The 15,120-nt window shown below is 68.4% G+C and carries 11 protein-coding genes; 7 read left to right on the top strand and 4 right to left on the bottom strand.

The window, feature by feature from the left end; genetic code table 11:
* Nucleotides 1-13: 13 nt before the first annotated feature.
* Together CHB86_RS10810 and CHB86_RS10805 are read right to left on the bottom strand one after the other, a co-directional pair.
* The gene (locus tag CHB86_RS10810) at nucleotides 14-1,366 is read right to left on the bottom strand and encodes a PQQ-like beta-propeller repeat protein (RefSeq protein ID WP_245837887.1); all 1,353 of its coding nucleotides are present in this window, start codon (nucleotides 1,364-1,366) and stop codon (nucleotides 14-16) included.
* An 81-nt stretch (nucleotides 1,367-1,447) separates the two neighbouring features.
* Nucleotides 1,448-2,107, bottom strand: coding sequence for a hypothetical protein (locus tag CHB86_RS10805; protein WP_089233040.1), 660 nt, complete (start codon nucleotides 2,105-2,107; stop codon nucleotides 1,448-1,450).
* A 290-nt stretch (nucleotides 2,108-2,397) separates the two neighbouring features.
* On the opposite strand from CHB86_RS10805, the gene CHB86_RS10800 reads away from it, so the two are divergent.
* Entirely contained in the window at nucleotides 2,398-3,660 is a 1,263-nt protein-coding gene (locus tag CHB86_RS10800) for an efflux RND transporter periplasmic adaptor subunit (protein ID WP_089233039.1), read from the top strand.
* Nucleotides 3,661-3,697: 37 nt separating this feature from the next.
* On the top strand, nucleotides 3,698-7,477 hold the full coding sequence (locus CHB86_RS10795) for an efflux RND transporter permease subunit (RefSeq protein ID WP_089233038.1): 3,780 nt from the start codon (nucleotides 3,698-3,700) through the stop codon (nucleotides 7,475-7,477).
* A gap of 294 nt (nucleotides 7,478-7,771) precedes the next feature.
* On the opposite strand, the gene CHB86_RS10790 is transcribed toward CHB86_RS10795, so the two are convergent.
* Nucleotides 7,772-9,589 carry an ABCB family ABC transporter ATP-binding protein/permease gene (locus CHB86_RS10790; protein WP_089233037.1) on the bottom strand — a complete coding sequence of 606 codons (1,818 nt, stop codon included), beginning with the start codon at nucleotides 9,587-9,589 and terminating at the stop codon, nucleotides 7,772-7,774.
* A gap of 206 nt (nucleotides 9,590-9,795) precedes the next feature.
* Between CHB86_RS10790 and CHB86_RS10785 the strand changes: the two genes are divergently transcribed.
* From CHB86_RS10785 to CHB86_RS10765, 5 genes are all read left to right on the top strand, one after another.
* Entirely contained in the window at nucleotides 9,796-10,872 is a 1,077-nt protein-coding gene (locus CHB86_RS10785; RefSeq protein WP_089233036.1) for an ABC transporter ATP-binding protein, read from the top strand.
* A gap of 338 nt (nucleotides 10,873-11,210) precedes the next feature.
* Nucleotides 11,211-11,435 (top strand): twin-arginine translocase TatA/TatE family subunit, encoded by a 225-nt coding sequence (locus tag CHB86_RS10780; RefSeq protein WP_089233035.1) that lies wholly within the window; start codon nucleotides 11,211-11,213, stop codon nucleotides 11,433-11,435.
* Between the two features lie 44 nt (nucleotides 11,436-11,479).
* Nucleotides 11,480-11,980 carry a Sec-independent protein translocase protein TatB gene (tatB, locus tag CHB86_RS10775; RefSeq protein ID WP_089233034.1) on the top strand — a complete coding sequence of 167 codons (501 nt, stop codon included), beginning with the start codon at nucleotides 11,480-11,482 and terminating at the stop codon, nucleotides 11,978-11,980.
* A gap of 10 nt (nucleotides 11,981-11,990) precedes the next feature.
* Nucleotides 11,991-12,890, top strand: coding sequence for a twin-arginine translocase subunit TatC (gene tatC / locus CHB86_RS10770; protein WP_089233033.1), 900 nt, complete (start codon nucleotides 11,991-11,993; stop codon nucleotides 12,888-12,890).
* Nucleotides 12,890-13,741, top strand: a complete 852-nt coding sequence (locus CHB86_RS10765) for an ATP-binding protein (RefSeq protein WP_089233032.1) — start codon at nucleotides 12,890-12,892, stop codon at nucleotides 13,739-13,741. The genes tatC and CHB86_RS10765 overlap by 1 nt, the downstream gene beginning before the upstream one ends.
* A 100-nt stretch (nucleotides 13,742-13,841) precedes the next feature.
* Here CHB86_RS10765 and CHB86_RS10760 read toward each other — a convergent pair whose 3' ends face one another.
* Nucleotides 13,842-15,023, bottom strand: coding sequence for a peptidoglycan DD-metalloendopeptidase family protein (locus CHB86_RS10760; RefSeq protein WP_089233031.1), 1,182 nt, complete (start codon nucleotides 15,021-15,023; stop codon nucleotides 13,842-13,844).
* Nucleotides 15,024-15,120 lie beyond the last annotated feature (97 nt).

Raw genomic sequence — 15,120 nt, 5'->3', positions numbered from 1 at the left:
CACGAGCCTGCCCTCAACGGAAAGCGAGGAGTTGCCCCTTGGTGTTGACCACGTAGAGCGTCCGGTTGACCACGACCGGATTGGTCGTCGCGCCATCGGGGATCGGCACGGCCGAGATCAGCGCGCCGGAGCGCGGGTCGAAGCTGCGCAGGTTGCCGTCGTCGGAGGCCACGATCAGCCGCCCGCCGGCCAGAACCGGCCCGTAATGCGCATAGACCGCCTGGAAGCGCCTCGGCTTCTCGGCCTTGAAGCCGGGAAGGTCTGTGGCCCAGATCAGCTCGCCCGTGCCGGCGTCCAGCCGCACGAGCTGCTGGATGTCGGTCACCGCGAAAACCGATCCGCCCTCGACCGCGACCGGGCTCATCGCGCCCTCGGTCGCCGTCCAGATCCGGTCGCCGCTGTTGATGTCGATCGCCGCGATCCGGCCCGAGGGCGAGCCAGCGTAGAGCGTGTTGCCGACCACGACGGGATCGGAGGAGATGTCGCTGACGCCCGCATAGGCCCGTCCGCGGCGCTGGCCCGCCAGGGTGGAGCTCCAGACCCGGATGCCGCCCTGCCGCAGCGCCGCCACCAGTTCGGCCGAACCGAAGGGGAAGACGGCGAGACGGCTGGTCACCGCGGGCCCTGCCCCGTTGACGGTGACCGAATTGGTCGGCGCGACCGGCAATTCCCACAGGAGCCGCCCGTTCGAGGCACGCACGGCGAAGGCGCGGTTGTCGCGGCTGCTGACGTAGACCAGATCGCCCTGCACGGTCGGCGCACCGGAAACCGGGGCATCGAAGCCTTGCGTCCAGATCACCTGCCCCGTCGCGGGGTCGAGCGCGAACATCTGGCCGAAGCCGGTGGTGACGTAGAGCCGTCCGCCGGAAATCGCCAGGCCGCCGCCGGAGGCCTCCCCGGTCCGCTCGCGCGACGGCGTCAGGTTGCGCGACCACAGCGTCCCGCCGCCGGTCGAGAGCGCCGTCACGGTGCTTTCGGAATCCATCGCGAAGATGCGGCCGTCGGCAACGACCGGATCCGCGGTGATCTTGGCCTTGCGGCTTTCACCGGCGCCGATGTCGGCCGACCAGACCTGGGTCAGGTTGGTGCCGAGCGCGGGGTGGCTGAGCCGGTGCGTGGGCGAGCCGCCGCGATGGGTCCAGGCGGCATGGTTAACCTGGCCGGGCATGGAGAAGGGCACGTCGCGCCGGGTCGCAGAGGCGGGCGTGACGCCCTGGATGGCGGGAGCGCCCTCCGCGCCCACGATCGCCATCGCCTCCGGCGAACGGATCTCGAGCCGCTCGCCCGGGAGCGGCGTTTCACGCTCGCAGCCCGCAAGAGCCATGGCCAGGGCGACAAACCCGATCGTCGATGCCAGTGCCTTCACCGCTCATTCCCTCGTTCTTCGCCCGTCGCAGACCGTGCCGCCGGGCCGGAGCCCGACCGGACAGCCCGTGCCGCCGGCCGTTCAGCCATTCGCGTCGCCGGGCTCCTCGCCGAGCGTCACGATCAATTGATTGACCCGCTGGAAAAGGCTCTGGGTCAGCCCGGGTTCCTCGAGCAGGGCGCGGGCCGCCGCAAGCGCGGCCTCGGTGTCTCCCGCCGCCGCGAGGTCGAGCGCCTTCTGTTCCATCGCGAGGTTGCGATAGGGCGCGCCCGGCTGGGCCAGGCGGTCCAGCACCTGCGCGCGCTCGGTCTCGTCAAAGGCCGCATCCCCGAGCAGCAGCATCTTGTAGGCCGCCAGATCGCCATAGACTGCCGGCAGCGCCGGATCTGCCGCGACCGGGCGCAGAACCTCCGCCGCCGCCTCGGGATCTTCCTGACCGAGAAGCTCGGCCGCTGTCAGAAGGTCGACCAGCGCCTTGAGGTCGCCCTCCGCCTGCACGGTCTCGAGCCCGGCGATACGATCCGCCGCCTCGGGCTTCTGCAACTCGGTCATCAGCGTGTCTCCGAGCGCCTGCGCCTGCGACGCCTTGGAGGCCTTGCTGTATTCGTTCCAGGCCGCGCCGCCGACGATCACCACCACGAGCAGCACGCCGATCCAGCCGTAGCGCCGGAGCGTTCGGTACAGCTTGTCCCGGCGCACCGCCTCGTTGACTTCGTCGATGAAACTGTCTGCCTGGCTCATGCGATACCGTCCTGTTGCGGCGTCGGAATGTCGGTCCGACGGCGCTCTGTGAAACGCCCCCTCATACCCCGAAGCCCGCGCGGATGCCAAGCCCCACGGCAACGGGCGACAGGTGCGGTGCTATGATAACGCGCAAATGGCGGATATGATGACCTGAACGACCGGGTTTTACGGAGCGTCACTCTTGTCGCATCCGGGGCGCTCGGTCTTGAGACTTGCCTTCGGAGCCCCTAGGGCACATCTGAGACCAGAGTTTCGTATATTGCTCGAATAGGAAAAGGCGCGCTCCGATGAGGTGGTTTTCTGTCCTTGTCGCCGCCCTGGTAGCGGCGATCATCTATTTCCTGGTGATGGAACGCGAGTCGGTCCTCCGCTTTGCCGGTATCGACCAGCCGGAGACCGCCACCAGCACCGACGAGGCGCCGCAGCCCGAAGCCGAGCCGGAACCGGCCGAGGCAAACACGCGCGTCTCCGTTGTCGCCATGGCCTCCACCGCCCGCGTGATCGACAATGCAGTCGCCCTGCGCGGGCGCACCGAGGCCGCGCGGCAGGTCGAAGTGCGGGCCGAAACCACCGGGCAGATCGTCTCCGATCCGCTCCGCAAGGGCACCTTCGTCACCGCGGGGCAGCTTCTCTGCCAGATCGACCCCGGCACCCGCGAGGCGCAACTCTCCGAAGCGCGGGCGCGGCTCGCCTCCGCACGCGCCGGCGTGCCCGTCGCCGAGGCCCGCCTGGTCGAGGCGCAGGCACTGCTCGAAGAGGCCGAGATCAACGACCGCGCCGCCAGCCGGCTGATCGAGGGTGGTTTTGCCTCCGAAACCCGCGTCGCCTCGACCAAGGCAGCGGTGTCTTCGGCCCGGGCGGCGCTGGAATTCGCCAATTCGGGGCTGGATTCTGCAACGTCGACGGTCGAGGCCGCGGCCGCCGCGGTGGCGCTGGCCGAGAAAGAGATCGACCGGCTGACCATCGAGGCGCCCTTCGACGGCCTGCTGGAAACCGACACCGCGGAACTGGGCGCGTTGATGCAGGCCGGCTCCTCCTGCGCCACGGTGATCCAGCTCGACCCGATCAAGCTGGTGGGCTTCGTCGCCGAAACCCAGGTCGACAAGATCGCCGTCGGCTCCCCCGCCTCCGCCCGGCTTGTGTCGGGCGCCGAGGTCTCGGGCGAAGTGACCTTCCTGTCGCGCTCCGCCGACAGCCAGACCCGCACCTTCCGGGTCGAGGTTCAGGTTCCCAACCCCAACCTGTCGATCCGCGACGGCCAGACCGCCGACATCGCCATCGCCGCCGCCGGCGAGACCGCGCACCTCGTGCCCGGCTCCGCCCTGACGCTGGACGATTCCGGCGCGCTCGGGCTGCGAACGGTGGCGCAGGCCGAAGACGGCAGCGGCCCGGTCGCGGCCTTTGTGCCGGTCGATTTCCTCCGCGACACGACCGAGGGCATCTGGGTCACCGGCCTCGAGACCAATGTCGACATCATCGTCGTGGGACAGGAATACGTGACCGACGGCGTGCCGATCGACGTGACCTATCGCGAAGACGTCCTGCAATGACCCCTCGCGGATCGGCACAAAGGGAGATCCCGAAGACATGACCGGCATCGTCGATTGGGCCTCGCATCACACCCGCATGATCATCGGGATCATCCTGCTCTCCATCGTGGCGGGGGCGATGACCTACATCAACCTGCCCAAGGAGGGTGAGCCGGACATCGAGATCCCGGCCGTGTTCATCTCGGTCCCCTTCCCCGGCATCTCGGCAGAGGACGCCGAAAAGCTGCTGGTCAAGCCGATGGAGACCGAGATGTCGGATCTCGACGGGCTCGACCGGATGTCCGGCACCGCCGTCGAGGGCTATGCCAACCTCGTGCTGGAGTTCGAATTCGGCTGGGACAAGTCCGCCACCCTCGCCGACGTCCGCGCGGCCATGAACAAGGCCGAGGCGAACTTTCCAGAGGGCGCCGAGAACTACACGGTCGACGAGTTCAACTTCTCCGAGTTCCCGATCATCATCGTGAACCTCTCCGGCCCGCTGCCGGAACGGACCCTGCTGCGCATCGCCAACGACCTGCAGGACAGGCTCGAGCGGCTCGAGCCGGTGCTGGAGGCCGCGCTGACCGGCCACCGCGACGAGATGGTCGAGGTCACCATCGACCCGCTGAAGCTCGAGGCCTACAACGTCACCGCCGGCGAACTGATCAACGCCGTGGTCAACAACAACCAGCTCATCGCCGCCGGCGAGGTCGAGACTGAGGGCAGCGCCTTCTCGGTCAAGATCCCCTCCTCCTTCGAGACCACCGCCGACATCTACGGCATCCCGGTCAAGGTGAACGGCGATTCGGTCATCACGCTGGGCGATCTGGCGACGATCTCGCTCACCTTCGAGGATCGTACCGGCACCGCCCGGTTCGACGGCGAGAAGACGGTCGCGCTGCAGGTGGTCAAGCGCAAGGGCTACAACGTGATCGACATGGCTGCCCTGGTGCGCCAGACGATCCAGGAGGAAAAGGCCAAGTGGCCGCCCGAGCTGCAGGAGGCGATCGTCGTCGGCGCCTCGAACGACCAGTCGGTGCAGGTGGAATCCATGGTCAGCCAGCTCGAGGGCTCGGTGCTGACCGCCATCGGCCTCGTGATGATCGTGGTGCTGGCCGCGCTCGGGCCGCGGCCGTCGCTGCTGGTGGGCTTCGCGATCCCGACCTCCTTCCTGCTCTGCTTCGGCTTCCTCGCGCTGATGGACGTGGCGATCTCCAACATGGTGATGTTCGGCCTGATCCTCGCCGTTGGGATGCTGGTCGACGGCGCCATCGTGGTCGTGGAATACGCCGACAAGCGCATCCAGCAGGGCACAGGTCCGATGCACGCCTATGTCGAGGCGTCCAAGCGGATGTTCTGGCCGATCGTCAGCTCCACCGCCACCACGCTCTGTGCCTTCCTGCCGATGCTGTTCTGGCCGGGGGTCTCGGGCGAATTCATGAAGATGCTGCCGATCACGCTGATCTTCGTGCTCTCGGCCTCGCTGATCGTGGCGCTGGTGTTCCTTCCGGTGATCGGCGGCGTCTCGGGCCGGCTCGCCCGCAGCTTCCACCGCATCGCCGAGGCGCTGCGCCGCTGGCCGTGGATCGTCCGCGCGGCCTTGATCCTGCCCTCGATGTACCTGCTGTTCCTCGGCGCGATGCAGGTTCTGAACCCGGGCTACATCCTGCCCTCGCCCGAAGACGGCGGCTCGGTCGGCACGCCCGGGCACATCCTCGGCGCCGTGCTTCTGGTCCTCGGCGCCTTCGCCACCTCGATCACGATGGACGCCGCCAAGGTGCAGTGGCGCCGACAGCGGGTCCGCGCCGGCTACCAGCGCACCGCCTTCGGCTGGGTGATCCGGCTGCTCACCGGCAACCCGATCATGCCCCTCGTGGTGATCGCCGGCGTCGTCTTCTTCGTGTGGTCGACCTTCCAGTACTTCGGCGCCAACAACAACGGCGTCGAGTTCTTCGTGGAATCGGAGCCCGAGCAGGCCATCGTATATGTCCGCGCCCGCGGCAACCTCAGCCTTGAGGACAAGGACGCGCTGGTCCACGAGGTCGAGCAGATCGTGCGCCAGGAACCCGGCGTCGACAGCGCCTTCGCCTTTGCCGGCGAGGGCGGGCTCAATGCCAACACCGGCGGCGCCAGCAGCCCGCGCGACACCATCGGCCAGATCCAGATCGAGCTGATCCGCTGGGAGGACCGGCGCGACCAGCCGGAGCTCGACGGCGACCTGGTGCTCGAACGGATCCAGTCCAAGCTGGAACAGATCCCCGGCATCTACACCGAGACGCTCAACCTCGCGATGGGCCCCGGCTCCGGCAAGCCGGTCCACCTGCGGCTGACCGGCGACGACTGGTCGAGCCTGCGCGAGGCGGTCGAGATCACCCGCGCCCGTTTCGAGGCGATGCCGGGCCTGATCGACATCGACGACACGCTCCCCCTGCCCGGCATCGACTGGCAGATCGACGTCGACGTCGAGAAGGCCGGCCGCTACGGCGCCGACGTTGCCACCGTGGGCGCGATGGTGCAGCTCGTCACCCGCGGCATCCTGCTCGACACGATGCGGGTCGACACCTCCGACGAGGAGATCGACATCCGCGTCCGCCTGCCCGAGCAGGACCGGCTGCTGTCGACCCTCGATTCTCTCAAGGTCCGGACGATCGACGGGCTGGTGCCGCTGTCGAACTTCATCACCCGCAAGCCGGTGCCCAAGCTCTCCCGCATCGACCGGGTCGACGGGCAGCGCTATTACGACCTGCGCGCCGACGTGACGCCGGGCCTTGTGAAGCTGGTCAACGGCGATGGCGAGACGGTCGACGTGGTCCCCTCCGAAGCCACCACCACCCGCCCGTCGATCCGCGAACAGATCGCGCGCGACGGGCTCTCGGTGGTGCCGATCAACGCCACCGAACGGATCGGCGAGATCACCCGCTGGCTACAGGAGGAAGCCCCTCTGCCGGAAGACATCGGCTGGCAATGGACCGGCGACGAAGAGGAGCAGCAGGAAAGCCAGTCCTTCCTCATGTCGGCCTTTGCCGGCGCGCTCGGGCTGATGTTCGTGATCCTGCTCACCCAGTTCAACAGCCTCTACAACGCCGTGCTCGTACTGCTCGCCGTGGTGCTCTCCACCACAGGCGTTCTGATCGGCATGCTGGTGATGGGTCAGCCCTTCTCGATCATCATGACCGGCACCGGGATCGTCGCGCTGGCCGGGATCGTGGTGAACAACAACATCGTGCTGATCGACACCTACCAGGAGTTCAGCCAGTACATGCCGCGGCTCGAGGCCATCGCGCGCACCGCCGAACAGCGGCTGCGCCCGGTGCTGCTGACCACGATCACCACCATGGCCGGCCTGGCGCCGATGATGTTCGGCCTGTCGCTGGACTTCTTCAACGGCGGCTACTCGATCGACAGCCCGACCGCGCTCTGGTGGAAACAGCTCGCCACCGCCGTCGTCTTCGGCCTCGGCATCGCGACCGTCCTGACGCTGGTCTTCACCCCCGCCATGCTCGCCGCCCGGGTGTGGTTCTGGAAAGGCGCCTATGGCGGGCTGCACCTCGTCGGCGCGGTGGCCGGCGGCCGCAGGAGCCGCGCGGCACAGGACTGGACCCTGACACGCGACGCCAGCCGTGTCTCCGCTCCCGAGATCGTCTGGACCCCGGACCTGGTGCTCGCCGGCGCCAACCCGCAGCAACTGGCCCCGCCGCACGCTGAGGCCGAGAACGCGGACGACATCTCGCCGGAGGACGAAGCCTCGAGCGCCGAAGCCCCGGACCAGACCGCGGACGAGGACGCTGCCGCCCAGCCGGACTCCCCGGACAACGCCCCGCCGCGCGCGGCCGAATAGGCCGCGCAGGAAGCGCAAGGGAAGGCGAAGGGTGTTCGGCAACTGGGCGGTGCGCGAGACCGCTCCGGTCTCCGTGCCTATCGGCCAGGCGTGCCGGGACCTGGCGCTACATAGCGACCGTCCGGCGATAGCGCTGACAACCTGCTGCGGCGGAGGCGGCCTCCCCCAACCGCCAGTTTCGCGATGCCGGTCTGGTTTCGATGCCTTTCCGACAAACCGGCACTCCGCGTCTGCTGCGGTCCCGCCCGGCACCTCTCTGCCGCCGGCATCGTACCGCCCGGCAGCACCAGGCAATCACGCGGCGTCGGCGCCCTCGTCCTCCGCCCGCTGGGTCGCCCAGAGCCCGGCATAGCGGCCGTGCTGCGCCAGCAGGTCCGCGTGGCTGCCTCGCTCGACCACCTCGCCCGCCTCCAGCACCACGATCTCGTCGGCCTCAACGATGGTCGAGAGCCGGTGCGCGATCATGATCACCGTCCGCCCCTGCCCCATCCGCGCCAGCGAGGCCTGGATGCCCTGCTCGGTGCGGGTATCGAGCGCCGAGGTCGCCTCGTCCAGCAGCAGGATCTGCGGGTTCTTGAGGATCGTCCGGGCGATCCCCACCCGCTGCTTTTCGCCGCCCGAGAGCTTCAGGCCGCGCTCGCCGACAAGGGTGTCGTAGCCTTTGGGCAGCGTCATCACAAAGTCATGGATCTCCGCCGCCCGCGCGGCCTCTTCCACCTCTTCGCGGCTGGCCTCCGGGCGGCCGTAGGCGATGTTGTAATAGATCGTGTCGTTGAACAGCACCGTGTCCTGCGGCACCACGCCGATCGCGCAATGCAGGGAATGCTGGGTCACCTCGCGCACGTCCTGCCCGTCGATCCTGAGCGCGCCGCCGTCGACATCGTAGAACCGGAAGAGCAGCCGCCCGATCGTGGACTTTCCCGACCCGGTCGGCCCGACGATCGCCAGAGACCGCCCCGCCGGCACGGTCACCGAGATCCCCTTCAGGATCGGCCGCTCCGGCTCGTAGGAGAAATGCACGTCGTCGAACACCACCTCGCCGCCGGTGATCTCGATGTCCGGCGCCCCCGGCCTGTCGACCACCTCCGCGGGCTGCTCCAGCAGGTCGAACATCTGCCCCATGTCCACAAGGCTCTGACGGATCTCGCGATAGACCGTGCCAAGGAAGTTCAACGGCATGATGATCTGGATCATGTAGGCGTTGACCATCACGAAATCGCCGACGGTGAACGCGCCCGAGGCGACGCCGCGCGCTGCCATCACCATCACGACGACCAGCCCGCCATTGATGATGATCCCCTGCCCGAGGTTGATCAGCGCCAGCGAATAGGCCGTCTTGAGCGCCGCCGTCTCGTAGCCCGCCATCGCCTCGTCGTAGCGCTCCGCCTCGCGGCGGTCGGCGCCGAAGTATTTCACCGTCTCGAAGTTCAGCAGCGAATCGATGGCCCGCTGGTTGGCCTCGTTGTCCTGCTCGTTCATCTCGCGCCGGATCCGCACCCGCCACTCGGTGATGGCGAAGGTGAACCAGACGTAGAGAACGATGGTCACCACCAGCACGGCCAGGAAGCGCCAGTCGAAGAGCGTCACCAGGACGCCGCAGACCAGGATCAGCTCCAGCAGAAGCGGCCCGATGGAGAACAGCAGGAACCGCAGCAGGAAGGAGACGCCCTTCACCCCGCGCTCCATGATCCGGCTCAGCGCCCCGGTCTTGCGGCTGATGTGATAGCGCAGGCTGAGTGCGTGGATATGCCGGAAGGTGCGCAGGGCCAGCTTGCGCAGCGCGCCCTGGCTCACCCGGGCAAAGACCACATCGCGCAGCTGCTGAAGCGCGATGTTCATCAGCCGCGCCATGCCGTAGGCGACGGTCAGCCCCACCGCGCCCAGCGTCAGCATCGTCACCCCGTCGGGCGTGTCGCCAGCCAGCGCATCGACCGCGCCCTTGTAGAACAGCGGCGTCGTCACAGCGACCAGCTTTGCCAGCAGGAGGATCACCAGCGCGGTCACCACGCGGACCTTCACCCCGGCCTCGCCCTCGGGCCAGAGGTAGGGCGCAACGTCGCGCAGCACCTTCAAGCCGCGCTGCCGTTCCTGGCGCTCGATCTGCTCGTCCATGGGTCGCCCTTTGCTGCCTGCCCCGCAACCTAGGCCGCTGCAGAGCCAAAGACCAGCCGCCTCCCGGCTCGGGCCCGCCCCCGTCCTGGCGCATTTCTCCCGCTCCAGAGGGGCGCCGGCGCGCCCTTGTGCCACCCTTGCCCCCCTTGGCGCACGCTGCTAGGGCTGCTGGAAACCCGACCGAAACAATCGAGCAAACGCCCGACGTGCCCACGCCTCCCCGCCTCGAAGTCCAGGATCTCGCCCGCACCTTCGAAGGGCGCGAGGTGGTTGCCGGCGTCTCGCTGACCGTGGCGCCGGGTCAGGTCACCTGCCTGCTCGGCCCCTCGGGCTGCGGCAAGTCGACCACCCTGCGGATCGTGGCGGGCGTCGACCGCCAGAGCGGCGGGCGGGTGCTGGTCGACGGCACCTGCGTGTCGGACGACGCCATGCACCTGCCGCCCGAACAGCGCGGCATCGGGCTGATGTTCCAGGACTTCGCCCTGTTCCCCCACCTCAGCGTCGGCGACAACGTGGCCTTCGGGCTCGACGGCGGGCTCAGGCGGCACCGGGAGCGGGTTGCGGAACTGCTGGAGCGGGTCGACCTCGGCGGTTTCATCGATGCCTTCCCGCACCAGCTCTCGGGCGGCGAACAGCAGCGGGTCGCGTTGGTCCGTGCGCTGGCGCCGCGCCCCGCGATCATGCTGATGGACGAGCCCTTTTCCGGCCTCGACAACCGCCTGCGCGACGACATCCGCGACCGCACCCTCGCCTTGCTGAAGGAAGAGAACACGGCCGTTCTGCTGGTCACCCACGAGCCGGACGAGGCCATGCGCATGGCCGACGAGATCGCCCTGATGCGCGCCGGCCGGATCGTGCAGCGCGGCGCGCCCTACCATGTCTACAACAACCCGAAGGATCGCGCCGCCGCAGCCTTCTTCAGCGATATCAACATCGTGCACGGGGAAGTTCACGGCGCGCTCACCGACACCCCGTTCGGCCAGTTCCTGACGCCGGGCATGAAGGACGGCACCCGGGTCGAGATCGTCATCCGTCCGCAGCACCTCCGGATCGACTTCGACCGGCAAGGCCGCGGGCCGAACCCCACCGCCAGCGACGGGGTGGCGGCGCGCGGGGTCGTCGAACGGGCGCGCTTCATGGGCCGCGAGAGCCTCGTCGAGTTCCGCATGGACCACGACGCCACGATCCTGAAGGCCACGGTCCCGGCGGTCTTTCTGCCCAAGCCCGGCACGCCCCTGTGGCTGACCCTGCGCCGGGACCGCTGCTTCGTCTTCCCCGCCTGAACCGACCGGCCGCCGTGGGCTCCCGCCCATCGTCCCGGCATCAAAGATGCCGCGCCGCCGGTTGGGCCGGGCCGCGCGCAGGGCGCGCGGAGCGATCTTTCGGAGAAAGATCGTGCCTGCGGCGCGGATATTTCGAGACAGAAGAAGCGGTTAGGGCCGATCCCGCGGCACGCGCGGCGCCGCAACACCGTTGCGGCAGTGCCCCTCCCTCGGCAAGGAAAATTCTACGAAGGGCGTCGTTTGGGGCTTTGATCTGACCGCCGAACCCCATAAATAAGATCGGACTTCAACAAGCAAGGGTCCGGCAAGGTTCGATCGGGCTCGCAAGGGAGAAACAGATGGGTATCGGAAATATCGGCGTTCCCGGCCTGATCCTGATCGCGGTCGTGGTGCTCGTTCTGTTCGGCCGCGGCAAGGTCTCGTCGCTGATGGGCGAGGTCGGCAAGGGCATCACTGCCTTCAAGAAGGGCGTGGCCGAAGGCAAGGAAGAGATCGAGGACAAATCCTCGGAGAGCGCGCGCGACGTGACCCCCGAAGAGACCACCGACAAGGACAAGGTCTGACATCTCCCCCCGGGGCGGATGTACCGATGCAGGGCTGAGACGCGATGCTGGACCTTGGATGGAGCGAATTGCTGGTGATCGGCGTTGTGGCGCTGATCGTCGTGGGTCCGAAAGACCTGCCGGTGATGTTCCGCACTCTCGGCAAGTTCACCGCACGGCTGCGCGCCATGGCGCGGGACTTCACCCGCGCGATGGAAGACGCCGCCGACCAGGCGGGGGTGAAGGACGTCGCGAAGGATCTTCGCAACGTGACCAACCCCAAGGCGATGGGCGTCGATGCGCTGAAGAAGGCCACGAACTTCGACGATTTCGACCCGTTCGGCGAGGATGACGAGGTAGCCGACGAGGCGTCGGCTACCCCGGCGGCCCGCGGCCCGCAGACCGCGAAGATGACCGAGGAGCGCGCCGAGGCCGCCCGCAAGATCCGCGAAAGCGCCGCCGCGCGGGCCACCGCGCGCATGGAAGCGGAGGCAGCCGCCAAGGCGGCGGCGTCCGAGGAGACGGCGGCCCCGGCAGAGCCCCCCGCCGATACCAACAAGGCATGAGCGACCCTACATGAGCGACCGCCCCGACGACGAGATCGAAGACAGCTCCGCGCCGCTGATCGAACACCTGGCCGAGCTGCGCACCCGGCTGATCCGCTCTGTCGTCGCCTTCTTCATCGCGATGGTGGCCTGCTTCTTCGTGGCAGAGCCGATGCTCAACTTCCTCGTGGAACCGATCGCGGACATCCTGCGCGCCCGCGGAGAGAACCCGCAGCTGATCTTCACCGCGCCGCAGGAGAAGTTCTTCGTCCTGATCCGGATCTCGCTGATCTTCGGCCTGGCGCTCTCGTTCCCCTATATCGGCTACCAGATGTGGCGCTTCGTGGCCCCGGGCCTCTACCGCTCGGAAAAGAACGCCTTCCTGCCCTTCCTGGTCGCCTCGCCGCTGCTGTTCCTGGCCGGCGCCTCCTTCGCCCATTTCGTGGTGACGCCGCTGGCGATGAACTTCTTCATCGGTTTCTCCGATGCCATCCCCGCGCTCGCCGCCATGCTGACCGGCGAGAGCATCCCCGAGACGGTGGAAAACGAGGAGCTGCGCACGATCTTCCTCGGCTCGGTCCGGGAAAGCCTCGACCTGACGCTCAAGTTCATCCTCGCCTTCGGCATCTGCTTCCAGCTTCCGGTGCTGCTGACGCTGATGGGCAAGGCGGGGCTGGTCTCGGTCGAGGGCCTGCGGAACGTGCGCAAATACGCCATCGTGGGCATCCTGACCCTGGCCGCGCTGGTCACGCCGCCCGATGTGATCACCCAGGTGATCCTGTTCGTCGTGGTCTACTCGCTCTACGAGGTCTCGATCCTTCTGGTCGCGCGGGTCGAGCGCAAGCGGAACGAAGAGCTGCGCAAGATGGGGCTGCTCGACGACGAGGAAGACACCGAGGCCGCGCCGGCGAGCAAGCCGGAGAAGGCCTGATGGATCTGAGCGTCGAGGAGCTGGACCGCATCGCGGCGGCGCTGGAGCGTATCGCCCCGGCCCCGGCCGCCGCGCCGGATTTCTCCTCCGCCGAAGCCTTCGTCTGGCACACGTCCCCAGACCACCTCGCACCCGTCGAGCGCGTGAACCGCGTGGATCTGGGCCTGCTGATCGGCATCGACCGCGCCCGCGACACGCTGCTGGAGAACACGCTCCAGTTCGCCCGCGGCCTGCCCGCCAACAACGCCCTTCTCTGGGGCGCTCGCGGCATGGGAAAATCGAGCCTGGTCAAGGCAGTGCACGCAGATGTTCGGGCGCAGGGCGAGGATATCAAGATCGTCGAACTGCAGCGCGAGGACCTGCCCTCCCTGACCCGTCTGCTGGCGATCCTGCGGACGGCGCGGCAGCACCGCTTCCTGCTCTTCTGCGACGACCTGAGCTTCAGCCACGACGACCAGCACTACAAGTCGCTCAAGGCGGTGCTCGACGGCGGCATCGAAGGGCGGCCGGAGAACGTTCTGTTCTATGCCACCTCCAACCGCCGCCACCTGATGCCACGGGACATGATCGAGAACGAGCGGTCCTCGGCGATCAACCCGTCCGAGGCGGTGGAGGAAAAGGTCTCGCTGAGCGACCGCTTCGGGCTCTGGCTCGGCTTCCACCCCTGCAGCCAGGACGAGTACCTGGCGATGATCGAGGGCTATTGCGCGGCCCATGGCGTCGACATCGACGCCGACACGCTGCGCGCCGAGGCGATCGAATGGCAGGCCACGCGCGGGGCCCGCTCGGGCCGGGTCGCCTGGCAATACTTTACCGATCTCGCAGGCCGGAGAGGCGTGCAGCTCGGCTGAACCGGTGCCAGCCCGACCGGGACGTTCAGGCTGCGCCGCTGTCTCGATAATCCGGAAAATCGAACGTTGGGCCGCCCGGCGTGGCGCCGGGCTGCGGCCGTCAGTTCAGGTAGGGCGTCGGGTCGACGGCCTCCACGCCTTCGCGCACCTCGAAGTGCAGGAACGGCGAGGAGGAGGCCCGCACCTTGGCGATGGCCTGGCCGCGGGAAACGCTGTCGCCCTTCTTGACCGCCAGGTTGTCGACATTGGCATAGACCGTCAGCAGCCCGCCGTCGTGGCGCAGCACGATGATCGGCACCTGGTCGGTGTCCTGGGTGATCGCCGCGACCACGCCCTTGTCGGCCGCCTTGACCGTCTCGCCCGAGGTGGCCGAGATGTCGAGACCGTCGTTCCGGCCCTTCTGGAAATCCCGGATGATGCTGCCCGAGACCGGCGCGGTCATCCGCGAGGCCGAGGCAGCGGTCGCTTCCTTGGCGAGGTTCGGCGAGGCCGGGGTGCCCGGCGCGGGCGTGTTGGGCTTGGCGGCGGCGGGCGGCGTCGTCTTTTCGTCGGGCAAGGGCGTGGCGGCGCTCGGCGGCGTCGGGGTCGGGCTGCCCTGCCCCGGCGCGGTCGTGGCGGTTGCCGGACGGGCGGCGGGCCGCTCCGTCACCACCGGGATCAGCAGGTACTGCCCGGTCCGGACCTCGAGATCCGCTCCCAGCCCGTTCCACTCCGCCAGCGACTTGGCCGACACGCCATAGAGGCGGGCGATGGAATAGGCGGTCTCGCCCGAGGCCACCTGGTGGCGCACCGGCTCCGCGCCGGTCTGCGGCGTCGGGGCGCTGGCGGCTGGCGTGACGGTCCCGCCGCCGGAGCGGTCGATGGCGCTGCCCGCGAGGGTCTCGATATCCACGGTATCGGCGGGCCGGATCGGCCCCGTCCCGACGGCCCCGGTCGCGGGCGACGGTTCGGCCACCCGGCGCGGCAGCGCGAGCACCTCGCCCTGGTTCAACGGCGCATTGACCGGAACCCCGTTGTAGCGCGCCAGTTCATCGGCGCTGACCGTGCCAAGCCGGGCGGCCACGTCGGCCACCGTGTCGCCGCGGCGGGCCACGACGACCTGGTAGCTCGGATAGGAAATGACGCCCCTGTCGTCCGGCGTCGGTCGCTGGGCGGTCTGGGCCATGACGGCATCTGAGGTGTCGAAGCCCCTGCCGATGTCCCGAAGGTCGAGATCCATGTTGGTGGTGGAACAGGCGCTCAAGGCCAGCGCACTGACACAGAGGCTCAGGATCGGCCGCATAGGCTTGCTCTCCTCGATCGCGGCGCCCTCTTTTCGGGGCGTCCGGGTCACTCCATTACGACATCGCGCCGACCGGCCGCCACGATGCCCTCGAAAA

The organism is Tropicimonas sediminicola (assembly GCF_900188335.1).
GTDB classification, from domain to species: Bacteria; Pseudomonadota; Alphaproteobacteria; order Rhodobacterales; family Rhodobacteraceae; genus Tropicimonas; species Tropicimonas sediminicola.
Note: the sequence above shows the minus strand (reverse complement) of the source record. Positions and strands in the feature narration are given on the sequence as shown.